Raw genomic sequence first — 23,445 nt, forward strand, 5'->3', positions numbered from 1 at the left:
GCCTGGGGGCGGCGGGGGCGGGGACGGGCTCAGCTCTCGCGGGCGGCGATCAGGTGCTCGGCGTGCTCCTGGAGGGAGCGGACGTTCACCTCGTCGCGGGCCATGGCGTCGATGCCCTGGACCGCTGCGGCCAGTGCCTGCACCGTCGTCAGGCACGGCACGGCGCGGGAGACGGCGGCGGTGCGGATGTCGTACCCGTCGAGCCGTCCTCCGGTGCCGTACGGGGTGTTGACGATCAGGTCGACCTCGCCGTCGTGGATGAGCTGCACGATCGTCGGCTCGCCCTGCGGGCCGGGGCCCTGGCTGTGCTTGCGCACGAGGGTGGCGTTGATGCCGTTGCGGCGCAGCACCTCGGCGGTGCCGGAGGTCGCCAGCAGTTCGAAGCCCATGGCGACCAGCTCCCGCGCGGGGAAGATCAGCGCCCGCTTGTCGCGGTTGGCGACGGAGACGAAGGCGCGGCCCTTGCCGGGCAGGGCCCCGTACGCGGCGGCCTGCGACTTGGCGTAGGCGGTGCCGAAGACGGAGTCGATGCCCATGACCTCGCCGGTGGAGCGCATCTCCGGGCCGAGGACGGTGTCCACGCCGTGCCCCTGCACGTCCCGGAAGCGGTTCCAGGGCAGGACCGCCTCCTTGACGGAGATCGGCGCGTCCAGCGGCAGGTCGCCGCCGTCCCCCTCGGCCGGGAGGAGGCCCTCGCCGCGCAGCTCGGCGATGGTGGCGCCGAGCGAGATGCGGGCGGCGGCCTTCGCGAGCGGTACGGCGGTGGCCTTGGAGGTGAAGGGCACGGTGCGGGAGGCGCGGGGGTTGGCCTCCAGGACGTAGAGGATGTCCCCGGCCATCGCGAACTGGATGTTGATCAGGCCGCGGACGCCCACGCCGCGGGCGATGGCCTCGGTGGAGGTGCGCAGCCGCTTGATGTCGTAGCCGCCCAGGGTGATCGGCGGCAGGGCGCAGGCCGAGTCGCCGGAGTGGATGCCGGCTTCCTCGATGTGCTCCATGACGCCGCCCAGGTAGAGCTCCTGGCCGTCGTAGAGGGCGTCCACGTCGATCTCGATGGCGTCGTCGAGGAAGCGGTCGATGAGGACGGGGTGCTTCTCGATCAGGCCTGCGTGGCGCTCCAGGTAGGACTCCAGGGAGGGCTCGTCGTAGACGATCTCCATGCCCCGGCCGCCCAGCACGTAGGAGGGGCGGACCATCACCGGGTAGCCGATCTCGGCGGCGATGCCCTTGGCCTGCTCGAAGGAGAAGGCGGTGCCGTACTTGGGCGCGGGCAGCCCCGCCTCGGTGAGCACCCGGCCGAAGGCGCCGCGCTCCTCGGCCAGCTCGATGGCCTCGGGCGAGGTGCCGACGACGGGCACGCCGTTGTCCTTGAGGTCCTGGGCCAGGCCCAGCGGGGTCTGGCCGCCGAGCTGGACGAGGACACCGGCGACGGGTCCGGCCTGCTGCTCGGCGTGGACGATCTCCAGGACGTCCTCCAGCGTGAGCGGCTCGAAGTAGAGCCGGTCGGAGGTGTCGTAGTCGGTGGAGACGGTCTCCGGGTTGCAGTTGACCATGACGGTCTCGTAGCCGGCGTCGCGCAGGGCGAAGGAGGCGTGGACGCACGAGTAGTCGAACTCGATGCCCTGCCCGATGCGGTTGGGGCCCGAGCCGAGGATGATCACCGCGGGCTTCTCGCGGGGGGCGACCTCGGTCTCCTCGTCGTAGGAGGAGTAGAAGTACGGCGTCTTGGCGGCGAACTCGGCGGCGCAGGTGTCCACCGTCTTGTAGACGGGGCGGACACCGAGGGCGTGCCGCACCTCGCGCACCACGTCCTCGCGCAGCGAGCGGATGGCGGCGATCTGGGCGTCGGAGAAACCGTGCCGCTTCGCCTCGGCGAACAGTTCGCGGCTCAGCTCGGGGGCCGCGGCGATCTCGTCCGCGGTCTCCTTGATCAGGAAGAGCTGGTCGACGAACCAGGGGTCGATCTTCGTCGACTCGAAGACCTCCTCCTGGGTGGCGCCGGCCCGGATGGCGGCCATGACGGTGTTGATCCGGCCGTCGGTGGGGCGGGCGGCCCGCTCCAGCAGCTCGTCCTTGTCGCCCAGCTCGGCCACCGGCGTGGCGAAGTCGAACTGGCTGCCCTTCTTCTCCAGGGAGCGCAGCGCCTTGTTGAACGCCTCCGTGAAGTTACGGCCGATGGCCATGGCCTCGCCGACCGACTTCATGGTGGTGGTGAGGGTGGGATCGGCCGCCGGGAACTTCTCGAACGCGAAGCGCGGGGCCTTGACCACCACATAGTCGAGCGTCGGCTCGAAGGAGGCCGGGGTCTCCTGGGTGATGTCGTTGGGGATCTCGTCCAGGGTGTAACCGACGGCCAGCTTCGCAGCAATCTTCGCGATCGGGAAGCCGGTGGCCTTGGAGGCGAGCGCGGAGGAGCGGGAGACGCGGGGGTTCATCTCGATGACGACGACCCGGCCGTCCTCCGGATTGACGGCGAACTGGATGTTGCAGCCGCCGGTGTCCACCCCCACCTCGCGGATGACGGCGATGCCGATGTCGCGCAGGACCTGGTACTCGCGGTCGGTGAGCGTCATGGCGGGCGCGACGGTGATCGAGTCACCGGTGTGCACACCCATCGGGTCGAAGTTCTCGATGGAGCAGACGACCACGACGTTGTCCATCTTGTCGCGCATCAGCTCCAGCTCGTACTCCTTCCAGCCGAGGATGGACTCCTCCAGGAGCACCTCGGTGGTCGGCGAGAGGGTGAGGCCCTGCCCGGCGATGCGGCGCAGCTCCTCCTCGTTGTGCGCGAAGCCGGAGCCGGCACCGCCCATGGTGAAGGAGGGCCGGACGACGACCGGGTAGCCGCCCAGCTCCTCGACGCCGCGCAGCACGTCGTCCATGGAGTGGCAGATGTAGGAGCGCGCGGACTCACCGTGGCCGATCTTGCGGCGCACGGCCTCGACGACCTCCTTGAACTGGTCGCGGTCCTCGCCCTTGTGGATGGCCTCGGGGCGGGCACCGATCAGCTCGACGCCGTACTTGTCCAGCACACCGGACTCGTGGAGGGAGATCGCGGTGTTGAGCGCGGTCTGGCCGCCGAGGGTGGGCAGGAGCGCGTCGGGGCGCTCCTTGGCGATGATCTTCTCGACGAACTCGGGGGTGATCGGCTCGACGTAGGTGGCGTCGGCGATCTCCGGGTCGGTCATGATGGTGGCCGGGTTGGAGTTGACCAGGATCACGCGCAGGCCCTCGGCCTTGAGCACGCGGCACGCCTGGGTGCCGGAGTAGTCGAACTCGGCGGCCTGCCCGATGACGATCGGGCCCGATCCGATGACCAGGACGGACTGGATATCGGTGCGCTTAGGCACGCTGGTCCTCCATGAGGGTGACGAAGCGGTCGAAGAGGTAGGCGGCGTCGTGCGGACCCGCTGCCGCTTCGGGGTGGTACTGGACGCTGAACGCGGGCTTGTCGAGCAGCCTCAGCCCCTCGACCACCCCGTCGTTCAGACAGACGTGCGAGACCTCGGCACGGCCGTACGGGGTGTCGCTGACCCGGTCGACGGGTGCGTCCACCGCGAAGCCGTGGTTGTGCGCGGTCACCTCGACCTTGCCGGTGGTGCGGTCCTGGACCGGCTGGTTGATGCCGCGGTGGCCGTACTTGAGCTTGAAGGTGCCGAAGCCCAGCGCCCGGCCCAGGATCTGGTTGCCGAAGCAGATCCCGAACAGCGGGGTGCCACGCTCCAGGACGCCGCGCATCAGCTCGACGGGATGGTCGGCGGTGGCCGGGTCGCCCGGGCCGTTGGAGAAGAACACCCCGTCGGGGGCGATCGCCTCGATGTCCTGGGCGGTGGCGGTGGCGGGCAGTACGTGCACCTCTATGCCGCGCTCCGCCATCCGGTGCGGGGTCATGCCCTTGATGCCCAGGTCGACGGCGGCCACGGTGAACCGCTTCTCGCCTATCGCCGGGACGACGTAGGGCTCCTTGGTGGCGACCTCGCCGCACAGGTCGGCGCCCTTCATCGCGGGCGCCGCCTGGACGCGGGCCAGCAGGTCGGCCTCGCTGTGCGCGGCGGCCTCGCCCGAGAAGATGCCCACCCGCATGGCGCCGCGCTCGCGCAGGTGGCGGGTGAGGGCGCGGGTGTCGACCCCGCTGATGCCCACCACGCCCTGGTTGCGCAGTTCCTCGTCGAGGGTGCGGGTCGCGCGCCAGTTGGAGGGGGTGCGTGCGGGGTCGCGCACCACATAGCCGGCCACCCAGATGCGGGCGGACTCGGGGTCCTCGTCGTTGACGCCGGTGTTGCCGATGTGCGGGGCCGTCATCACGACGACCTGGCGGTGGTAGGAGGGGTCGGTCAGGGTCTCCTGGTAGCCGGTCATGCCGGTGGAGAACACGGCCTCGCCGAAGGTCTCCCCCACCGCCCCGTAGGCCCGTCCGCGGAAGGTGCGGCCGTCCTCCAGGACGAGAAGGGCGTCCTTCGCCGTCGTATCCGTCGCTCCCCTGGCGGAGGTCGTCATCATGCGCCTTCCTCGTGGTGCTGCTGTGTGGCCGCGACGGCGTCGTCGCCACTCATTGCGTTGATCTTCTCGACCCACGCGGCCTGCTCGGCCGAGCGGTCGAAGCGGAATCCGGAGTCCAGCCGCCGTCCGCCGTGCTCCCAGGTGACGACCAGCAGGCCGCCCTCGGTGAGCACCTTGCCCGCGATGCCGGTGTCCAGCCGGGCGCCGCGCAGCCGGTCGGCGGGGACGAAGAAGTCCGCGGCGCCGGGCCGGGCGACGTCCAGTCCGCGTGCGGTCAAGGTCAGCTCGGCACGGCTGCGGGTGCCCAGGCCGTGGGCGACGATCCGGTCGAGCCACTGTCCCGCGCTGGTGGAGCCGTGGTAGCGGCCGGCCGCCGTCAGCAGCGGCTCGCCGGGCTGTTCGGGCCGCTGGGGCAGTTCGGGAAGGTCACCCTGGAGGGTGCCGCGCCACTTCCAGCCCTGGCGCATCAGCCAGTACAGCAGCGCGATGAACAGCACCAGACCGACGACCCAGCCGATCCGGGCGGCCCAGTCGGTGACTTCCTGCGATTTCTGGGCGGCCACGAAGGCGACCGCCGGGTGGTTCAACGTGCTCACACCAATGTCCCGTCCACAACCGTCGCGCGGCCCCGCAACCAGGTGTGGGTGACGCGTCCGGGCAGCTCACGGCCCTCGTAGGGGGTGTTTGCGCTGCGGGAGGCGAAGCCCGCGGGGTCCACCCGTCCACGGTAAGCCGCGTCGACGAGGACCAGGTTGGCTGGCTCGCCGGGTGAGACGGGGCGGCCGTGGCCGGCCAGCCGGGCGATGGCGGCGGGCCGCTGCGACATGCGGTCGGCGACCTGCGCCCAGTCCAGCAGCCCGGTCTCGACCATGGTGTGCTGCACCACGGACAGGGCCGTCTCCAGCCCGACCATGCCCATGGCGGCGGCGCCCCACTCGCAGTCCTTGTCCTCGTGCGGGTGCGGGGCGTGGTCGGTGGCCACGCAGTCGATGGTGCCGTCGGCCAGCGCCTCGCGGAGCGCCATCACGTCGGCCTCGGTGCGCAGCGGCGGGTTGACCTTGTAGACGGGGTCGTAGGAGCGCACCAGCTCGTCGGTGAGCAGCAGGTGGTGCGGGGTGACCTCGGCGGTGACGTCCCAGCCCTTGGACTTGGCCCAGCGCACGATCTCCACCGAGCCGGCCGTGGACAGGTGGCAGATGTGGACGCGGGAGCCGACGTGGGCGGCCAGCAGCACATCCCGCGCGATGATCGACTCCTCGGCGACGGCGGGCCAGCCCGCCAGGCCCAGCTCGGCCGAGACGGTGCCCTCGTTCATCTGGGCGCCCTCGGTCAGCCGGGGCTCCTGAGCGTGCTGGGCGACGACACCGTCGAACGCCTTCACGTACTCCAGCGCCCGCCGCATGATCACCGCGTCGTCCACGCACTTGCCGTCGTCGGAGAAGACCCGCACCTCGGCGGCGGACTCGTGCATGGCGCCCAGCTCGGCCAGCTGCTTGCCCTCCAGCCCGACGGTGACGGCACCGACGGGGCGCACATCGCAGTAGCCGTGCTCCTTGCCCAGCCGCCACACCTGCTCGACCACGCCGGCGGTGTCCGCGACGGGGAAGGTGTTGGCCATGGCGTGCACGGCGGTGTAGCCGCCCTTGGCGGCGGCCCGGGTGCCGGTCAGCACCGTCTCGGAGTCCTCGCGGCCGGGCTCGCGCAGGTGGGTGTGCAGATCCACCAGGCCCGGCAGCAGGATGCGGCCCTCGGCCTCGACCACCTGGGCGCCGGGCGCCTCGATGCCGCGGCCGATCTCCTGGATCGTGCCGTCGGCCAGCAGTACGTCCTGCGGCTCGCCGCCCAGCACCCGCGCGCCGCGGATCAGCGTCTTGTCGTCCGGCTCGGTCATCTCAGTGGTTCTCCTCTGTACGGGACTCGCCGACGTGGGGGCGGCGTGCGGCGCCGCTCTCCGGGGCGGGTGCGGGGCGGGCCGGCTCGGCGCCGCCGAGCAGCAGATACATCACGGCCATCCGGATGCTGACGCCGTTGGCGACCTGTTCGACGGCGGTGCAGCGGGGCGAGTCGGCGACCTGCGCGGTGATCTCCATACCGCGGTTCATCGGACCCGGGTGCATCACGATGGCGTGCTCGGGCATCCGCGCCATGCGCTCGCCGTCCAGGCCGTAGCGGCGGGCGTACTCACGCTCGGTGGGGAAGAAGGCGGCGTTCATCCGCTCGCGCTGGACGCGCAGCATCATCACCGCGTCCGTCTTGGCCAGTACGGCGTCCAGGTCGTAGGAGACCTCGCACGGCCACCCCTCGACACCGATCGGCAGCAGTGTCGGCGGTGCGACGAGAGTGACGTGCGCGCCGAGGGTGGAGAGCAGATGGACGTTGGAGCGGGCGACGCGGCTGTGCAGGATGTCGCCGACGATCGTGATGCGCCTGCCGTCGAGCCCGGCCCCCTCCTCGCCGATGAGGCGGCGGCGCATCGTGAAGGCGTCCAGCAGTGCCTGGGTGGGGTGTTCGTGCGTGCCGTCACCGGCGTTGACGACCGAGCCGCCGATCCAGCCGGAGGTGGCCAGCCGGTGGGGGGCGCCCGATTCGCCGTGCCGGATGACGACGGCGTCGGCGCCCATGGCCTCCAGGGTGAGCGCGGTGTCCTTGAGGGACTCGCCCTTGGAGACGGAGGAGCCCTTGGCGGAGAAGTTGATGACGTCCGCCGACAGCCGCTTGGCGGCTGCCTCGAAGGAGATCCGGGTGCGGGTGGAGTCCTCGAAGAAGAGGTTGACGATGGTGCGACCGCGCAGGGTGGGCAGCTTCTTGATCGGCCGGTCGGCGAACCTGGCCATCTCCTCGGCGGTGTCGAGGATGAGGACGGCGTCGTCGCGGGTGAGGTCGGCGGCCGAGATGAGGTGACGCTTCATCTGTTGCCTGGAGCCTTCCTGGGTGGGAGGGAGATCGTCTCGGGGGCCGCGAGGGGCCGCGGGGCTCCGCGCGTGGGCGTACGGTGCCGGGCTTATCCGCCCGCATCCCCCGAAAGCGGGCACGCGAGGGCGCGGGGCACACCGGTGCGGCGCTCCGTGCGCCGGTGCGGCAGGGGCGGGTGGGGCGGATACGCGTCGGCGGGGTGCGGGCGGTCAGCCCGCGGGGGCCGTGCCGTGGCGGAAGCGGTCGGCCCCGGCACTGTCGGCGGCGTCCTCGCGCAGCCCGAGCAGCACGCCGTCGTGGCCGTCCTCCTCGGTCAGCTGCACCTTGACGGTCTCGCGCTGGGACGTGGGCAGGTTCTTGCCGACGTAGTCGGCGCGGATGGGCAGCTCACGGTGACCGCGGTCCACGAGGACGGCGAGCTGCACCGCGCGGGGCCGCCCGATGTCACCGAGGGCATCGAGCGCGGCACGGATGGTGCGGCCGGAGTAGAGCACGTCGTCGACGAGGACGACGAGCCGTCCGTCCACCCCTTCGGCCGGGATCTCGGTGCGGGCCAGGGCGCGTGCGGGGCCCAGGCGCAGATCGTCCCGGTACATCGTGATGTCGAGCGATCCGACGGGGATCGCGCTGCCGGTGATCTCCTCCAGCTTGGCGGCCAGCCGCCGGGCGAGGAAGACACCGCGGGTGGGAATGCCGAGAAGCACCACGTCGCCGGCGCCCTTGGCGCGTTCGACGATCTCGTGGGCGATGCGGGTGAGCACCCGCTTGATGTCCGGCGCCTCCAGTACGGGGCGCGCGGGTTGCAGGTTCGCGCTGCTGTCGTCCATGAAAACCGGACCTCCTTCCCCGCCTCACGGGACGGGCCTTAAAGGACGTCTGTCTGTCGTTGCTCAACGCTACCAGGAGGCGTGCGGAAGTCGGCGCGGGGGCCGCACCAGCCGTCTGGACCCCCTCGGCTTGACGCGGCACATTACGCTGCGTAACCTCACAGTGAGTTACGAAGAGCGCGGCGCAGCGATGCGTGCGGCGCAGCCGCTCAGCGAGAAACAGCGTCCGGGGAGCCATATGTCCAGCGAATACGCCAAACAGCTCGGAGCCAAGCTCCGCGCCATCCGCACCCAGCAGGGCCTCTCCCTCCACGGTGTCGAGGAGAAGTCCCAGGGCCGCTGGAAGGCGGTCGTGGTGGGCTCGTACGAGCGCGGCGACCGGGCCGTGACCGTGCAGCGCCTCGCCGAGCTGGCCGACTTCTACGGGGTGCCGGTGCAGGAACTGCTGCCGGGCACCACTCCGGGCGGGGCCGCCGAGCCGCCGCCGAAGCTGGTGCTCGACCTGGAGCGCCTGGCCCACGTCCCGGCCGAGAAGGCGGGTCCGCTCCAGCGGTACGCGGCGACGATCCAGTCGCAGCGCGGGGACTACAACGGCAAGGTCCTCTCCATCCGCCAGGACGACCTGCGCACCCTGGCCGTCATCTACGACCAGTCGCCGTCCGTGCTGACGGAGCAGCTGATCAGCTGGGGCGTCCTCGACGCCGACGCACGGCGGGCCGTCTCGCACGAAGAGGTCTGAGACACCCGGTGCCACGACGAAGGGGGTGTCTCCTCACCGTCCGGTGAGGAGACACCCCCTTGTCGGTGTCGGGCGTCGGGCGCGGTCACCGCTTCAACGTCGGCTTCAGCTCCTTGAGCCGGCCCAGGAGGCCGTTGACGAAGCCCGGCGACTCGTCGGTGGAGAACTCCTTCGCCAGCTGGACGGCCTCGTCGATGACGACGGCGTCCGGCACGTCGTCGACCCACAGCAGTTCCTGGACGCCGAGGCGGAGGATGCTGCGGTCCACGTCGGGCATCCGGTCGAGCGTCCAGCCCACCGCGTAGGTGGAGAGCAGCTCGTCGATCCGCGCGGCGTTCTCGGCGTACCCCTCGACCAGGGTCATCGCGTACTCGGAGACCGGCGGCTGCCGGCTGTCCGTGCGTGCGAGCCGCAACCAGTCCGCGAGCACGGTGCGCACGTCGGCGCCGCGCTGGTCGGCCTCGAAGAGGATCTGGAAGGCGCGCTTGCGGGCCTTGTTGCGTGCGGCCACGGTTAGCTGTTCACCCGGCCGAGGTACTCGCCGGAGCGGGTGTCCACCTTGATCTTCTCGCCGGTGGTGATGAAGAGCGGGACCTGGATCTGGTAGCCCGTCTCCAGCTCGGCGGGCTTGGAGCCGCCGGTGGAGCGGTCGCCCTGGACGCCCGGCTCGGTGTGCTTGATCGTCAGCTCGACGGCGGCCGGCAGCTCGACGTTGAGGACCTCGCCCTCGTGCATGGCGACCGTGGCGTCGAAGCCCTCGATCAGGTAGTTGGCCGCGTCGCCGACGGTCTTGCGGTCCACGTGGAGCTGGTCGTAGGTCTGCATGTCCATGAACACGAAGTAGTCGCCGTCCATGTACGAGAACTGCATGTCCCGTCGGTCCACGGTGGCCGTTTCGACCTTGGTGCCCGCGTTGAACGTCTTGTCGACGATCTTGCCGGACAGGACGTTCTTCAGCTTGGTGCGGACGAAGGCGGGGCCCTTGCCCGGCTTGACGTGCTGGAACTCGACAACGGACCAGAGCTGGTCGCCGTCGAGCTTGAGCACCATGCCGTTCTTGAGGTCGTTCGTGGAAGCCACGGTCGCGGAATCTCCTGAGACTGCTGCGGAGACCAAAGCGGCTGCCGCGCCTCCGCGGCCCGTGGGCCCCTCCCCCTGGGGGAGCTAGAGGGCGAGCAGCTCCTTGGTCGTGATGGTGAGTAGCTCGGGTCCGCCGTCCGCTTGCGGGCGGACGACGAGCGTGTCGTCGATCCGGACGCCGCCCCGGCCCGGGAGATGGACCCCCGGTTCGACGGTGACCGGCACACAAGCGTCCAGTTTACCCACGGCCCCCGGCGACAGCCGAGGGTCCTCACCGATTTCCAGCCCCACACCGTGGCCCGTGGACTCGCCCAGCGCCGTGCCGTGGCCGGCCGCCGTGAGCACCTGGCGGGCCGCGCGGTCCACCTCCTGGCACTCCGTACCGGGCTCCAGCGCCTCCCGCGCCGCGCGCTGAGCGGCGAAGACGAGGTCGTACAGTTCGATCTGCCACGCCTCCGGGGCGGTGCCGATCACGAACGTGCGCCCGATCTGGCAGCGGTAACCACGGTAGCGGGCACCCAGCCGTACCGAGAGGAAGTCCCCCTCCTCCACCCGCCGGTCCGTGGGCCGGTGCCCGGGCAGACCCGCGTTCGGCCCGGTGGCCACCGAGGTGGGGAAGGCCGCGCCCTCCGCCCCGTGGTCGATCAGGCGGCGCTCCAGTTCCAGCGCCAGGTGCCGCTCGGTGCGCCCCACCAGGATGGATTCCAGCAGCTCGCCGAGGGCCTGGTCGGTGATCTCGGCCGCGACGCGCAGCGCGGAGATCTCCTCCTCGTCCTTGACCACCCGCTGCTGTTCGACGGCCGGTCCCAGGTCGGCCAGGTGCAGTGAGGGCGCGGCGGCCGTCAGTGCCCGGTGCCGGGCGACGGTCAGATGGTGCTCCTCGACGGCGAGCGCCCTGGCGCCGCCGCGCTCGGCGAGCCGGGCGGCGGCCACGGCGGCGTCACCGTCCGTACCGGCCTCCCCGCGGGCGGCCGGGGAGCCGGGCGCCTCGACACCCAGCTCGCGCAGATCGTCGGCAGGATGAGCGCCGTTGGCGGGGCCCTCGCCCGGCGCCGAGACGAGGGTGTCGTGACCGTCCGGACCCAGCAGCAGCACGCTGCCCGGGGCCGCACGGCCGGTCAGATAGCGGACGTTGGCCGGACTGGAGACCAGCACCGCGTCGGCGGGACCGTCGTGGGCGGTGCTCGCCGCACAGCGGTCGCGCAGCCTCGCGCGGCGGGACACATGCACCTCGGACATATGCCGAGGGTACGCAGCGCCGGGCGCGGGGGCCGGGTGGACACGGCCAGCCGGGCGACGGGGCGGCGGCCGGGCCGGGCGGCGGGTGTGCCGCCCGGCCCGGTCACCAGCTCACGGGGGAGGCGAGACTGCGCGCGACCACGTTGTCGAGCATCCGTGCCGTGCTGGCCACGTCCTGCCGGGAGTTGTCGATGATCGGCAGTCCGGAGCTGTACCAGCCGGCCATCCGGCCGTGGATGTGCGCCACTTCCTCGTCGGCGAGCCGTCGGTTGCCGGTGCGCTCCGCGTTCCGCTCCAGCACCACATCGAGGCCGGGCAGCAGCACCACGGGGATGAGGCCGGGGCCCACGTGCCGCTTCCAGCCGCCGAGCCCGATCACGGGCCAGTCGGGGAAGACGGCGTCGTCGAGGATGCAGGAGATGCCGTTGGCCAGGAAATTACGGGCGGCGAAGCCGCAGGTGCGGCGGGCGAGGCGGTACTGGGCCTCGGAGTTCTCGTTCCAGCCCGTCTGCGGGTCGGCGAAACCGGAGCGCACCCACTCACGGACGTCGTCCAGGCTGATGTGGGCCGTGGGCACGGCCCGGTGGTCGGCCCAGTAGCGCGCCACCGTGGTCTTGCCCGCGCCGGCCGGGCCGATCAGCAGCACCGCGACGGCGGCGCGCGTGGCGTCCAGCTGGGCCGGGGTGGCGTCCGGGGCCGGTATCTCGACGGGGCCGCCCGGGGGCAGCTTCACATGGCCGGTCGCCTCCGCCGGGGGCATGCTGCCGCCCGGCTGCTGCGGCGCCCCGTGCGGCGGGGCGGGTGCGGCCGGCGGACGGGCCGGGACGGGCTGCTGGTGCGGGTGCCCGGTGTGCTGCGGGTGCTGGTGCGGAGGCGCCGGCGGCTGCGGAGGCGGCTGGGGTGCCGGCGCCTGGGGGTGCGGATGCGGGTGCGGGGGGTGGGGCGGAGGGAGCTGGGCGTGCCCCTGCGGCGGGGAAGGCGGCGTGTGCCCGGCCGCCTCGCCGGCCTGCGGGGACGGTGCGTGACCGGGCCACTGTGCCCCGAAGCCTCCATAGGCGCCTTGGGCACCTGCGTGCTGCATCCGGACCCCAACTCCGTCTCCGTGTGCGGGCGCTGGCGGCGGACGCCAACGCCGGGTGCTGTACTGAGCGTTCGACCACTGACGGTACCTCCCCCGCCCGTCACGGTGTGAACGGCCGGGTCCGCTCCGCAGTGCCCGACGCACGAAGGCGGCCCGCGGTTCCCGTCGTGCGGGACACCGGGGCCGCCCGGGTTCCGGAGGGGCCGGGGAGCCGGCTCAGGCGGCGATCTCGGCGTGCGCCGCCAGCAGCATCGCCGGGTCGGGGCTCTCCAGGACGGCCGGCTTGGCCAGGCCCTCCAGCACGATGAAACGCAGCCGGTTGCCGCGCGACTTCTTGTCGACCTTCATCGTCTCCAGCAGCTTGGGCCACTGGTCACCCCGGTAGGTGACGGGCAGCCCCACCGACTCCAGCACCGCGCGGTGCTGGTCGGCCGTCGCGTCGTCCAGCCGGCCCGCGATCCGGCCCAGCTCGGCGGCGAAGACCATGCCCACGGAGACGGCCGCGCCGTGCCGCCAGTTGTACCGCTCGTTCTTCTCGATGGCGTGGCCCAGCGTGTGACCGTAGTTGAGGATCTCGCGGCGGCCCGACTCCTTGAGGTCCTCGGAGACGACCTCGGCCTTGACGCGGACGGACCGCTCGATCAGCTCGGCGGTGTGCGGCCCCTGCGGGGTGCGGGCCGCGGCGGGATCGGACTCGATCAGCTCCAGGATGGCCGGATCGGCGATGAAGCCCGCCTTGATGATCTCCGCGAGCCCGCTGACGTAGTCGTGCACGCCCAGCGACTCCAGCGCCGCCAGGTCGCACAGCACACCGGCGGGCGGGTGGAAGGCACCCACCAGGTTCTTGCCCTCGGCGGTGTTGATGCCGGTCTTCCCGCCGACGGCCGCGTCCACCATGCCCAGCACGGTCGTGGGCACGGCGATCCACCGCACGCCGCGCAGCCAGCTGGCCGCCACGAAACCGGCCACGTCGGTGGTGGCCCCTCCCCCGACGCCGACGATCACATCGGTACGGGTGAAGCCGGACTGGCCCAGTGCTTTCCAGCAGTAGGCGGCGACCTCGGCGGTCTTGGCCTCCTCCGCGTTGGGGAGCTGGACGGCGATGGTCTCGTAGCCCTGCCCGGCCAGGTCCTCGCGCAGCGCCTCGCCGGTCGAGGCCAGCGCCTCGGGGTGCAGCACGGCGACCCGCTGCGCGGCCTCCCCGATGAGGCCGGGGAGTTCGCCGAGCAGCTGCCGGCCGACGAGCACGTCGTAGGGTGCCGTGCCCGCGGTACCGCCGACGGCGATACGGGTCACGGCGGGGTCCTGGGTGGTCATTGCTGCTTCTCCGGCTGGGGGGACGGGTTCTGCGGCTGGGTGGAGGGGAGGCCGAGCGCGGCGAGGATCTCGTCGGCGACCTCCTCGGGGGTGCGGTCCTCGGTGCTGACGACGACGCGGGCCACCTCGGTGTAGAGCGGCCGGCGCTCCTCCATCAGCTTGCGCCACTGCTGGCGCGGGTTGATCACGAGCAGCGGGCGCGGGGCGTCGAGGCCGACGCGTTTGACGGCCTCGTTCACGCCCATCTCCAGGAAGACCACGGGGTGCCCGGCCAGCAGGGCCCGGGTCTCCTCGGCGAGCACCGCGCCGCCGCCCAGGGAGAGCACGCCGGTGTGTTCGGCCAGCGCGTCCCGGACGGCGGCCCGCTCCAGTGCGCGGAAGTGCGGTTCACCCTCGTCCAGGAAGATCTCCGAGATGGGCTTGCCCGCCGTCTCGACGATGTCCTGGTCGGTGTCGCGGCACTCCACACCGAGGCGTTCGGCCAGGAGCGCGCCGACGGTCGACTTGCCGACCCCCATGGGGCCGACGAGCACCACGACGGGCCCGGTCACTTGATCTCCAGGTTGTCGAGGAAGCCGCGCACGTTGCGGCGGGTCTCGGTGACGCTGTCACCGCCGAACTTCTCCGCCACGGCGTCCGCCAGCACCAGCGCCACCATGGCCTCGGCCACGATCCCGGCTGCCGGTACGGCGCACACGTCCGAACGCTGGTGGTGCGCCTTGTCCGGCTCACCGGTGCGCACGTCCACCGTGGCCAGGGCCCGCGGCACCGTGGCGATCGGCTTCATCGCGGCCCGTACGCGCAGCAGTTCGCCGGTGGACAGGCCGCCCTCGGTGCCGCCGCTGCGCCCGGAGGCGCGGCGGATGCCGTCGGGGGTGGTGACGATCTCGTCGTGCGCCTGGGAGCCGGGCACCCGCGCCAGATCGAAACCGTCCCCCAGTTCCACACCCTTGATGGCCTGGATGCCCATGAGCGCGCCGGCCAGCCGCGCGTCCAGCCGCCGGTCCCAGTGCACGTGCGAGCCCAGGCCGACGGGCACCCCGTGGGCGACGACCTCGACGACACCGCCGAGGGTGTCGCCGTCCTTGTGGGCCTGGTCGATCTCGGCGACCATCGCCTCGCTCGCCGAGGCGTCCAGGCAGCGCACCGGATCGGCGTCGAGCCGCGCGACATCCTCCGGGTTCGGGACCGCCCCGTACGGCGCCTTGGCCGCGCCCAGTTCCACGACGTGGGAGACGATCTCGACACCGGCGGTCTCCCGCAGGAAGGAGCGTGCGACCGTGCCGAGCGCGACCCGGGCCGCGGTCTCCCGCGCGGAGGCGCGCTCCAGGACGGGACGGGCCTCGTCGAAGCCGTACTTCTGCATGCCGGCCAGGTCGGCGTGGCCGGGACGGGGGCGGGTGAGCGGGGCGTTGCGGGCCAGCGACTCCAGTTCGGCGGGGTCGACCGGGTCGGCCGCCATGACCTTCTCCCACTTGGGCCACTCGGTGTTGCCGACCATGATCGCGACCGGTGAGCCGAGGGTCCGCCCGTGGCGTACCCCGCCGAGGAAGGTCACCTCGTCACGTTCGAACTTCATCCGGGCGCCGCGGCCGTAACCGAGGCGGCGACGCGCCAGCTCGTCGGCGACCATGTCGGTGGTCACCGGGACTCCGGAGGGCAGGCCCTCCAGGGTCGCCACGAGTGCGGGGCCGTGCGACTCCCCTGCGGTCAGCCAGCGCAACCTGCTCAACGGTGCTCCTCTCGGCCGCCTTGCGGCCCGTCCACTTTCCTGGGACCGATCCTCCCATGCCGGGCGGTCCCGCCCGCTCGCCCCTTCCCGTTTCTTTCGGGGCGCGGGTGCCCCGCGGCGGGGTCAGCCCGCGCGGGAGCGCAGCTCCTGCTCGCCGGCGGCCCGCATGGCGGCGAGCGGCGCCGGCCGGCAGCCGGTCATCAGCTCGACCTGGAGCACCGCCTGGTGCACCAGCAGGTCGAGACCGCCCAGCACCGGGCCGTGCCAGGCGGCGGCCAGCGCTGTCGGCCAGGGGTCGTACAGCACGTCGAAGAGGGTGCCGCCGGTGGCCGGTACCGCCTGGGCGAGCCCGTCGGTGGCGCCCGAAGGCGTGGTGGAGATGACCAGGGGAGCGCGCAGCCCCTCGGCCGCCCGCGCCCAGTCGGCCGTACGGACCTCGACCCCGAGCCGTTCGCCCCACCTGCGCATCTGGCGGGCCCGCTCCTCGCTGCGCACATAGGCGGTGACCTCGCCCTTGCACACGCGGGCGAGGGCGGCCAGCGCGGAGGAGGCGGTGGCGCCGGCGCCCAGCACGGTGGCGGACTCGACGCTGTGGACCCCGCGCTCCTCCAGGGCGGCGATCATGCCGGGGATGTCGGTGTTGTCGCCGCTGCGGCGCCCGTCGGGACCGAAGACGACGGTGTTGACGGCCTCCACGGAGGCGGCCGTCTCGCTGATGCCGTCCAGCAGCGGGATGACGGCCCGCTTGAGCGGCATGGTCAGCGACAGCCCGGCCCAGCTCTCGTCGAGGCCGGCGAGGAAGCCGGCGATACCGTCCTCGGTCACCTCGTGGCGCTCGTACGTCCACCCGTCGAGACCCAGCTCGGCGTAGGCGGCGCGGTGCAGCACCGGGGAGAGGGAGTGCGTGATCGGGGAGCCGAGGACGGCCGCACGCCCGGTGGTCCGTGAGGGGGAGTGTGGCATCAGCCGCCGTTTCCCTTCTTCTTGCGCTGTTCGGTGTTGAAGTCCTCGACGTTCTTCTGGTGCTCGGACGCACTGTCGGTGAAGCGGGTGTCGCCCGGCTTGACCGTCACGAAGTACAGCCAGTCGCCCGGGGTGGGCTTGAGCGCGGCCTCTATGGCCTGGTGCCCGGGGTTGCCGATCGGTCCGGGCGGCAGACCCTTGTGCAGATAGGTGTTGTACGGCGAGGGGTACTTGGTGTCCGCCACCGAGACGTCGAGGGTGGAGCGGCCCATCGCGTAGTTGATGGTGGAGTCGAAGCCGAGCGCCATGTCCTTGTCGAGCCGGTTGTAGACGACCCGGGCGACCTTGCCGAACTCGTGGTCCTCCTGCGCCTCCGCCTGCACCAGGGAGGCGATGGTGATGATCTGCTCGGGCGTCTTGTCGAGCTTCTTCGCCGCGTCCTCCAGCCCGGCCTTGGCGTACTCGGCCTCCGCCCGCTGCACCATCTTGCGCAGCACGTCCTCGGGCTTGCTCTTCTCGCCGACGCTGTACTTGGAGGGGAAGAGGAACCCTTCCGGCTCGCCGTGCGCCCATTTCGGCAGCCCGATGTCACCCGAGGTGGCGGCCTTCTTGGTGGTGCCCTCGGGTACCTCGAGCTTCTTGTCGATCTCGTCGTAGATCCGGGAGGCCCGCCAGCCCTCGGCGATGATGATGCCGTTCTGGCTGGAGGGGTCGAGCATCATCGCCACGGCGCTGGCGCCGGACATCCGCTTGCGGAGGATGTAGGTGCCCGGCTGGATGCTCCGTGACTTCTGGTTGTCGTCGGCCGCCTCCACGAAGGCACCAGGGCTCCTGACCACGCCGGCCTTGTGGAGCACCCGGGCCATCTCGCCGAGGGAGGCGTGGTCGGGGATGTCCACCATGACGTTGCCGGTGCCTTCGCCCTCGTAGTCGGGCGAGGAGGCGAAGTGGGACTGGTAGAAGCCGTAGCCGACGTAGCCGACGACCCCGACGCCGGCGACCAGCGCGGCCGAGATCACCAGGCCGCAGCCACGCCCGCGTCTGGCCGCGGGGCCGCCGCGGCGGTCCCGGCGGCGTGCGCCGTCGGCGTCGTCCTCGTACGGGTCGTCCTCCTCGGCCCGGTCGTCGTCACGGTCCAGGAAGAAGGCACGTTCGCCCTGGTCCGGGCCGGGGTCCCAGCCGGTCTCCGGGTCGGCCCCCGGTCCGGGCTCCTGCCGGGGGTCGGGCACGGGAGCGCCCGCCTGCTGCGGCTGCTGGTAGGCGCCGGGCGCGGGGTGCTCCTGCCGGGCGTAGGGGGCGGGGTGCTCGCCGGTGCCCTGTGCCGGGCCGCCGTGGTAGCCGCCCGCCGGGTACTCGCCGGTGCCGTACTCCCCCGCCGGGTACTCACCGGTCGGGTACTCCCCCACCGGGTACTCCCCGGTCCCGTAATCCCCCGCGGGGCGCCGGCCCGTGGCGTACTCACCCGTCGGGTACTCCCCCACCGGGTACTCGCCCGTTCCGTACTGCCCGGCACCCTGCTGCCCCACGGGGTACTCGCCGGTCCCGTAGTCCCCCACCGGGTACTCGCCGGTCCCGTAGTTCCCCGCGTGGTGCTGACCCGTGGCGTACTCACCCGTGGCGTACTCGCCCGACGGGTAGTCCCCCGTGCCGTAGGGGTCCACGCCGTGCCCGTACTGCTGCTGGGCGCCGGTGTCGTAGGGCGCGTGCCCGTACTGCTGCTGGGCACCGGGGACCGCCTGCGTCGCCTGCCCGCCGGTGTGCCAGCCCCCGTCGTACTGCTGCTGGTAGGGGTGGTGGTGCTGTTGGGGTTGCTGCTGCTCGATGTGCTGCGGGTGGCCGGTGTGCTGCTGCTGAGGCTGCTGCCAACCGTCCTGGTGCCCAGGCCGTTCGGCCCCGCCCCATTCCTGATCCCCGTAGAGGGGGTCATCAGGGTCCCACGGATGGGAGCCCTGGCCCCGGCCATACTCAGTCATCGATCCCCTTGAGACGCGAGAGCGGCAGCCGGTCCGCCACCGGACGCCCGGCCGCGGGCCCATGCTGGACCAGGCGGTGGGAGCGGGGCGAACGATGGTCGGCGGCTGCCGTGTCGCGCGGAACGTTACCGTACGGCCATCAGGCAGCCGCTTCCACGCACTGCCCCGGCGGCCGGCCGGACACCCGTTCGGTCTCCAGCGCGTTCTGGAGGATCACCACCGCCGCCGCCTGGTCGATGCGCGCACGCCCCTTCTTGGCGCTGACCCCGGAGGCCCGCATCCCCTGGGCGGCGGTCACCGTGCTCAGGCGCTCGTCGACGAGCCGCACCGGGACCGGTGTGATGTTTTTCGCGAGCTGCCGGGCGAACTCCCGGACCTTGGCCGCCGCCGGGCCCTCCCCGCCGTTCAGCGAACGGGGCAGCCCGACGACCACCTCCAGCGGCTCGTACTCCCCGACCAGCGCGGCGAGCCGCCGCTGCGCCGCCGGGATGTCACGGCCCGGCACCGTCTCCACCGGGGTGGCCAGCACCCCGTCGGGGTCGCTGCTGGCGACCCCGATCCGGGCGTCCCCCACGTCCACGGCCAGCCGCCTGCCACGCCGGAAGGCGGCCGGCTCCGCAGCGCCGGCCGCGTCCATCAGGCGTTACCCCCGGCCTCGGCGACCAGGCGCTCCACCGCGGCCACGGCCTCGTCCACGGCCTCCGGGTTCTGGCCGCCGCCCTGGGCCACGTCCGGCTTGCCGCCGCCGCCACCGCCCAGCGTCTTGGCGGCGGTACGCACCAGATCACCGGCGCGCAGCCCGGCCTCGCGGGCACCCTCGTTGGTGGCGATGACCGTCAGCGGGCGGCCGTTGGTGACGGTGAACAGCGCCACCACACCAGGGCGGCTGCCCAGCCGCTGCCGCACGTCCAGCACCAGGGTGCGCAGATCGTCCGCCGTGGTGCCGTCGGGCACCCGGGCGGCGGCCAGCGCGATGCCCCGCACGTCCTTGGCGCCGTCGGCGATCCCGCCCGCGGCCTGGAGGACCTTCTCCGCGCGGAACCGCTCGATCTCCTTCTCGGCGTCCTTGAGCCGGGTCAGCATGCCGGAGATCCGCTCGGGCAGCTCCTCGGAGCGGCCCTTGAGCAGCTCGGTGAGCTGGGAGACGACGGTGTGCTCACGGGCGAGGAACTTGTAGGCGTCCACACCGACCAGCGCCTCGACGCGGCGCACGCCGGAGCCGATGGACGACTCGCCCAGCAGCTTGACCAGTCCCAGCTGCGCGGTGTTGTGCACGTGGGTGCCGCCGCACAGCTCCTTGGAGAAGTCGCCGATGGTCACCACACGCACCGTCTGGCCGTACTTCTCACCGAACTCCGCCAGCGCGCCCTGCTTCTTGGCCTCGTCGATGCCCATGTACTCGGCGTGCACGTCCAGTTCCCGCGCGAGCACCTCGTTGATCTTCTGCTCGACGTCGGTGAGCACGGTGCCGGGAACGGCGGCGGGCGAGCCGAAGTCGAAGCGGAAGCGGCCGGGGGCGTTCTCCGAACCGGCCTGCGCGGCCGTCGGGCCCAGCGCGTCGCGCAGCGCCTGGTGGGTCAGGTGGGTGGCGCTGTGGGCGCGGGCGATGGACCGGCGCCGGTCCACGTCGATCCGGGCGTGCACGGCGGAGCCCACCGTGACCTCGCCGACCTGCACGACGCCCTTGTGCACGCTGACGCCGGGCACCGGCTGCTGGACGTCACGCACCTCGATGACGGCGCCGCCGTCCAGCTTGATGCGGCCGGTGTCGGCCTGCTGGCCGCCGCCCTCGGCGTAGAACGGGGTGCGGTCCAGGACGACCTCGACCTCGTCGCCCTCGGTGGCGGCAGGCGAGGAGACGCCGTCCACCAGCAGGCCGACGATCGTGGCCTCGCCGGAGGTGTCGGAGTAGCCGGTGAAGTCGGTGGTGCCGGCGGTGTCGGCGATCTCGCGGTAGGCCGACATGTCGGCATGGCCGGTCTTCTTGGCCTTGGCGTCGGCCTTGGCGCGCTCCCGCTGCTCCTTCATCAGCCGGCGGAAGCCCCGCTCGTCCACCGAGAGTCCCTGCTCGGCGGCCATCTCCAGGGTGAGGTCGATGGGGAAGCCCCAGGTGTCGTGGAGCAGGAACGCCTTGTCGCCGGAGAGCACGCTGCCCCCGGACTGCTTGGTCTCGGCGACGGCGCTGTCGAGGATGTTGGTGCCGGCCTTCAGCGTCTTGAGGAAGGCGGCCTCCTCGGCGAGCGCGACGGTCTCGATGCGCTTGCGGTCGCTGATCAGCTCGGGGTACTGCTGGCCCATCGTCTCGATGACGACGTCGATCAGGTCCTGCACGACCGGGCCGGTGGCGCCCAGGATGCGCATGTTGCGGATGGCGCGGCGCATGATGCGGCGCAGCACGTAGCCGCGGCCCTCGTTGCCGGGGGTGACACCGTCGCCGATGAGCATGACGGACGTGCGGATGTGGTCGCACACCACGCGCAGCGACACATCGCTCTGCTCGGCGTCGCCGTAGGCGACACCGGTCAGTTCGGTGGCCTTGTCGATGACGGCGCGCGAGGTGTCGATCTCGTACATGTTGTGCACGCCCTGGAGGATCATCGCCAGGCGTTCCAGGCCGAGACCGGTGTCGATGTTCTTGCTGGGCAGCTCGCCCAGGATCTCGAAGTCCGTCTTCGTGGAGCCCTCGCCGCGCTCGTACTGCATGAAGACGAGGTTCCAGATCTCCACGTACCGCTCGTCGTTGACGGCCGGGCCGCCCTCGCGGCCGAACTCCGGCCCGCGGTCGTAGTTGATCTCCGAGCAGGGTCCGCACGGGCCGGGGACGCCCATCGACCAGTAGTTCTCCTCCATGCCCAGGCGCTGGATGCGCTCGGTGGGCACGCCGACGACATCGCGCCAGATGCGCTCGGCCTCGTCGTCCTGCTCGTAGACGGTGATCCACAGGCGCTCGGGGTCCAGTCCGTAACCGCCCTTGTCCTGCGGGGTGGTCAGCAGCTCCCAGGCCAGCTTGGCGGCGCCCTCCTTGAAGTAGTCCCCGAAGGAGAAGTTGCCGCACATCTGGAAGAAGGTGCCGTGCCGGGTGGTCTTGCCCACCTCTTCGATGTCCGGGGTGCGCACGCACTTCTGGACGCTGGTGGCACGCGGCCACGGCGGGGTGACCTCGCCCAGGAAGTACGGCTTGAAGGGCACCATGCCCGCGGGGACCAGCAGCAGCGTCGGGTCGTCTGCGATCAGCGACGCCGACGGCACGACGTGGTGCCCCCGCTCCTCGAAGAAGCGCAGCCAGCGGCGGCGGATTTCAGCCGACTCCATCAGTGGTCCTCATTCCGGTCGTTCGGGTGGGTGGGATCGGGCTGCTCGCCCGGGCCGTCGGCCCGGACGGTGCCCAGCTGCCGCACGGTCTGCTGCCGGGGCAGCGCGGAGGGCTGCCGCCTCGCGGCGACGGCCCGGCGGGCGGGCAGCGCCCGGGGCCGGGCACCCTCGTCGGGTGCCGCCAGGCCCAGCGCGTCCTTCAGTTCGCTCTCGCGCTGCACCATGCCCGCGCGCACGTCCTGGGCGAACTCGCGGAGCCGGTGGCCGCCTTCGACGGCCTTGTCGGCGGCGCGGAGCGCCAGCGCGTCGGGGGCGAGGCTGCGGATCTTGCGCTGCACCTTGGTGGTGGCCCAGACACCGGCGGCTGCGCCGGTGGTGAACCAGAAAGCTCGGCGGAACATGTGCGGTTCAGCCCCTTCCGCGCTTGCGGGCGCCGCGCCGGGCGGCCGGAACGGTACGGCCGACCACGACCCTGCGGGCCCGGGAGTCGTCCTGGGTCTCGCCCTGCCTGCGGCCCAGCGCCCGCCGTACGCCGTAGCCGAACGCCGCGACCTTGACGAGCGGGCCGCCGAAGGCGGTGGAGACGGTGGAGGAGAGCGCGGAGGCGTTCTGGGTGACTTCCTGGACGTCCGAGGCGATGGCGTCGACACGGTCGAGCTGGGTCTGTGCGGAGCGGACGGTCGCGGACGCCTCACCCAGGAGGGGGACCGCCTGTTCCGTCACGCCCGTCACCAGCTTGGTCGCCGCCTTGAGCGTCTGGGCGAGCCTCACCAGCACCACGGCGAGGAACGACACCAGGATCGCCCAGAAGACGGCCACGAGGAGGCCGGCCACTTCTCCACCGGACACGCTGCACCGCTTCCCTTGAATGGTCATGGGGTCGGCCGCCGCTCGCCGGGTGGCCGACCGCGGCGGCGTATGAGGTACCGACCTTATCGCGCCCGGCCACCGCCTCCGTACCGCATTCCGCGCGGGCCGCGCCCCGGGTCCGTCGGGCCATGCGGACCGTGCCGCCGTCCCGCCGTTCCGGCCCGGGAACGCCGCGGCCCGCCGTGCCCGCACCGGATGGGCCGGTGCCGGACAGGCGGGCTGCGGAATGCCGGGTGCGCGGCGGCAGGTCAGCGGGCGTAGTACTCGACGACCAGCTGCTCGTCGCAGATCACCGGGATCTCCTTGCGGTTGGGGTCCCGGTCCAGGCGGAAGGCGAGCGCCTGGAGGTTCACCTGGAGGTAGCGCGGCGTCTCGCCCTCGGGGGCGTAGCCACCCTCGCGGGCGACCTGGAAGGGGTGCTTGTCACGGCTGCGCTCGCGGACCGTCACCACGTCGTCGGGACGGACGCGGAAGGACGGCTTGTCGACCTTGCGGCCGTTGACCGCGATGTGGCCGTGCACGACCATCTGGCGGGCCTGGTAGATGGTGCGGGCGAGACCGGCCCGCAGCACGAGCGCGTCCAGCCGGCGCTCCAGCTCGATGACCAGAGCCTCACCGGTCTTGAGGTCCGTCTTGCGGGCACGCTCGTAGGCGCGGCGCATCTGGCTCTCGCTGATGTCGTACTGCGCGCGCAGGCGCTGCTTCTCCAGCAGACGGACCTTGTAGTCACTGTTCTGCTTGCGGCCCCGGCCGTGCTCCCCGGGCGGGTAGGGGCGCTGCTCGAAGTACTTGACGGCCTTCGGGGTCAGCGCGATGCCCAGGGCGCGCGACTTCTTGACCTTGGGACGCGACTGGTTCACGTTGAACGGACCTCCGTGTAAGTTAGGTGAGCCTTACCT

21 protein-coding genes are annotated in these 23,445 nt (G+C 72.1%); 1 reads left to right on the forward strand and 20 read right to left on the reverse strand.

All coding sequences use genetic code 11. The features are described from left to right. Positions 1-29: 29 nt before the first annotated feature. The 6 genes from carB to pyrR all read right to left on the reverse strand — a co-directional run bounded on the left by carB (position 30) and on the right by pyrR (position 8,240). Positions 30-3,350, reverse strand: coding sequence for a carbamoyl-phosphate synthase large subunit (gene carB / locus IO40_RS0104170; RefSeq protein WP_016467699.1), 3,321 nt, complete (start codon positions 3,348-3,350; stop codon positions 30-32). Further along, a complete protein-coding gene (gene carA, locus IO40_RS0104175; protein ID WP_030407916.1) occupies positions 3,343-4,497 on the reverse strand; it encodes a glutamine-hydrolyzing carbamoyl-phosphate synthase small subunit in 1,155 nt (384 codons plus the stop codon). Before carA ends, carB begins: the two co-directional genes overlap by 8 nt. Continuing rightward, entirely contained in the window at positions 4,497-5,096 is a 600-nt protein-coding gene (locus tag IO40_RS0104180) for a PH-like domain-containing protein (RefSeq protein WP_016467701.1), read from the reverse strand. The genes carA and IO40_RS0104180 overlap by 1 nt, the downstream gene beginning before the upstream one ends. After that, complete coding sequence (locus IO40_RS0104185) at positions 5,093-6,391, reverse strand: dihydroorotase (protein WP_016467702.1); 1,299 nt, start codon at positions 6,389-6,391, stop codon at positions 5,093-5,095. Before IO40_RS0104185 ends, IO40_RS0104180 begins: the two co-directional genes overlap by 4 nt. Before the next feature lies 1 nt (position 6,392). Further along, positions 6,393-7,409, reverse strand: a complete 1,017-nt coding sequence (locus tag IO40_RS0104190) for an aspartate carbamoyltransferase catalytic subunit (RefSeq protein ID WP_016467703.1) — start codon at positions 7,407-7,409, stop codon at positions 6,393-6,395. A gap of 213 nt (positions 7,410-7,622) precedes the next feature. Further along, complete coding sequence (pyrR, locus tag IO40_RS0104195) at positions 7,623-8,240, reverse strand: bifunctional pyr operon transcriptional regulator/uracil phosphoribosyltransferase PyrR (RefSeq protein ID WP_016467704.1); 618 nt, start codon at positions 8,238-8,240, stop codon at positions 7,623-7,625. A gap of 238 nt (positions 8,241-8,478) precedes the next feature. Between pyrR and bldD the strand changes: the two genes are divergently transcribed. Beyond that, positions 8,479-8,979 carry a transcriptional regulator BldD gene (gene bldD, locus IO40_RS0104200; RefSeq protein ID WP_030407913.1) on the forward strand — a complete coding sequence of 167 codons (501 nt, stop codon included), beginning with the start codon at positions 8,479-8,481 and terminating at the stop codon, positions 8,977-8,979. Between the two features lie 85 nt (positions 8,980-9,064). On the opposite strand, the gene nusB is transcribed toward bldD, so the two are convergent. The 14 genes from nusB to rpsD all read right to left on the reverse strand — a co-directional run bounded on the left by nusB (position 9,065) and on the right by rpsD (position 23,406). Next, positions 9,065-9,490, reverse strand: a complete 426-nt coding sequence (gene nusB, locus IO40_RS0104205) for a transcription antitermination factor NusB (RefSeq protein WP_016467706.1) — start codon at positions 9,488-9,490, stop codon at positions 9,065-9,067. Positions 9,491-9,492: 2 nt separating this feature from the next. Continuing rightward, complete coding sequence (gene efp / locus IO40_RS0104210) at positions 9,493-10,059, reverse strand: elongation factor P (RefSeq protein WP_016467707.1); 567 nt, start codon at positions 10,057-10,059, stop codon at positions 9,493-9,495. Between the two features lie 84 nt (positions 10,060-10,143). Next, on the reverse strand, positions 10,144-11,298 hold the full coding sequence (locus IO40_RS0104215; RefSeq protein WP_031174896.1) for an aminopeptidase P family protein: 1,155 nt from the start codon (positions 11,296-11,298) through the stop codon (positions 10,144-10,146). Between the two features lie 103 nt (positions 11,299-11,401). Further along, on the reverse strand, positions 11,402-12,379 hold the full coding sequence (locus tag IO40_RS0104220) for an AAA family ATPase (protein WP_078565625.1): 978 nt from the start codon (positions 12,377-12,379) through the stop codon (positions 11,402-11,404). 216 nt (positions 12,380-12,595) lie between these two features. Next, positions 12,596-13,696, reverse strand: coding sequence for a 3-dehydroquinate synthase (aroB, locus tag IO40_RS0104225; protein WP_016467710.1), 1,101 nt, complete (start codon positions 13,694-13,696; stop codon positions 12,596-12,598). After that, the gene (locus IO40_RS0104230) at positions 13,693-14,247 is read right to left on the reverse strand and encodes a shikimate kinase (protein WP_016467711.1); all 555 of its coding nucleotides are present in this window, start codon (positions 14,245-14,247) and stop codon (positions 13,693-13,695) included. The genes aroB and IO40_RS0104230 overlap by 4 nt, the downstream gene beginning before the upstream one ends. Continuing rightward, a complete protein-coding gene (gene aroC, locus IO40_RS0104235; RefSeq protein WP_016467712.1) occupies positions 14,244-15,428 on the reverse strand; it encodes a chorismate synthase in 1,185 nt (394 codons plus the stop codon). Before aroC ends, IO40_RS0104230 begins: the two co-directional genes overlap by 4 nt. Positions 15,429-15,551: 123 nt before the next feature. Beyond that, the gene (locus tag IO40_RS0104240) at positions 15,552-16,391 is read right to left on the reverse strand and encodes a shikimate dehydrogenase (RefSeq protein WP_031174897.1); all 840 of its coding nucleotides are present in this window, start codon (positions 16,389-16,391) and stop codon (positions 15,552-15,554) included. Continuing rightward, positions 16,391-18,364, reverse strand: coding sequence for an endolytic transglycosylase MltG (mltG, locus tag IO40_RS0104245; protein ID WP_016467714.1), 1,974 nt, complete (start codon positions 18,362-18,364; stop codon positions 16,391-16,393). The genes IO40_RS0104240 and mltG overlap by 1 nt, the downstream gene beginning before the upstream one ends. Positions 18,365-18,503: 139 nt before the next feature. Further along, a complete protein-coding gene (gene ruvX / locus IO40_RS0104250) occupies positions 18,504-19,001 on the reverse strand; it encodes a Holliday junction resolvase RuvX (protein WP_016467715.1) in 498 nt (165 codons plus the stop codon). Beyond that, positions 19,001-21,676, reverse strand: coding sequence for an alanine--tRNA ligase (gene alaS / locus IO40_RS0104255; RefSeq protein ID WP_030407907.1), 2,676 nt, complete (start codon positions 21,674-21,676; stop codon positions 19,001-19,003). Before alaS ends, ruvX begins: the two co-directional genes overlap by 1 nt. Then, positions 21,676-22,077 carry a DUF6167 family protein gene (locus IO40_RS0104260; protein ID WP_016467717.1) on the reverse strand — a complete coding sequence of 134 codons (402 nt, stop codon included), beginning with the start codon at positions 22,075-22,077 and terminating at the stop codon, positions 21,676-21,678. Before IO40_RS0104260 ends, alaS begins: the two co-directional genes overlap by 1 nt. A gap of 7 nt (positions 22,078-22,084) precedes the next feature. Then, entirely contained in the window at positions 22,085-22,552 is a 468-nt protein-coding gene (locus tag IO40_RS0104265) for a DUF948 domain-containing protein (protein WP_016467718.1), read from the reverse strand. Positions 22,553-22,794: 242 nt separating this feature from the next. Further along, positions 22,795-23,406: a 30S ribosomal protein S4 gene (gene rpsD / locus IO40_RS0104270; protein WP_016467719.1), complete on the reverse strand. Its 612-nt coding sequence runs from the start codon at positions 23,404-23,406 to the stop codon at positions 22,795-22,797. Positions 23,407-23,445 lie beyond the last annotated feature (39 nt).

It is taken from the genome of Streptomyces albus subsp. albus, assembly GCF_000725885.1.
Classification (GTDB): Bacteria; Actinomycetota; Actinomycetes; order Streptomycetales; family Streptomycetaceae; genus Streptomyces; species Streptomyces albus.

Excerpts from the sequence above, each read along its gene's own strand:
- carA (WP_030407916.1), bottom strand. The coding sequence starts at position 4,497 with ATGACGACCTCCGCCAGGGGAGCGACGGATACGACGGCGAAGGACGCC.
- IO40_RS0104185 (WP_016467702.1), bottom strand. The coding sequence starts at position 6,391 with ATGACCGAGCCGGACGACAAGACGCTGATCCGCGGCGCGCGGGTGCTG.
- IO40_RS0104190 (WP_016467703.1), bottom strand. The coding sequence starts at position 7,409 with ATGAAGCGTCACCTCATCTCGGCCGCCGACCTCACCCGCGACGACGCC.
- pyrR (WP_016467704.1), bottom strand. The coding sequence starts at position 8,240 with ATGGACGACAGCAGCGCGAACCTGCAACCCGCGCGCCCCGTACTGGAG.
- bldD (WP_030407913.1), top strand. The coding sequence starts at position 8,479 with ATGTCCAGCGAATACGCCAAACAGCTCGGAGCCAAGCTCCGCGCCATC.
- IO40_RS0104215 (WP_031174896.1), bottom strand. The coding sequence starts at position 11,298 with ATGTCCGAGGTGCATGTGTCCCGCCGCGCGAGGCTGCGCGACCGCTGT.
- IO40_RS0104220 (WP_078565625.1), bottom strand. The coding sequence starts at position 12,379 with ATGCAGCACGCAGGTGCCCAAGGCGCCTATGGAGGCTTCGGGGCACAG.
- aroB (WP_016467710.1), bottom strand. The coding sequence starts at position 13,696 with ATGACCACCCAGGACCCCGCCGTGACCCGTATCGCCGTCGGCGGTACC.
- IO40_RS0104240 (WP_031174897.1), bottom strand. The coding sequence starts at position 16,391 with ATGCCACACTCCCCCTCACGGACCACCGGGCGTGCGGCCGTCCTCGGC.
- mltG (WP_016467714.1), bottom strand. The coding sequence starts at position 18,364 with ATGACTGAGTATGGCCGGGGCCAGGGCTCCCATCCGTGGGACCCTGAT.
- ruvX (WP_016467715.1), bottom strand. The coding sequence starts at position 19,001 with ATGGACGCGGCCGGCGCTGCGGAGCCGGCCGCCTTCCGGCGTGGCAGG.
- alaS (WP_030407907.1), bottom strand. The coding sequence starts at position 21,676 with ATGGAGTCGGCTGAAATCCGCCGCCGCTGGCTGCGCTTCTTCGAGGAG.
- IO40_RS0104260 (WP_016467717.1), bottom strand. The coding sequence starts at position 22,077 with ATGTTCCGCCGAGCTTTCTGGTTCACCACCGGCGCAGCCGCCGGTGTC.
- IO40_RS0104265 (WP_016467718.1), bottom strand. The coding sequence starts at position 22,552 with ATGACCATTCAAGGGAAGCGGTGCAGCGTGTCCGGTGGAGAAGTGGCC.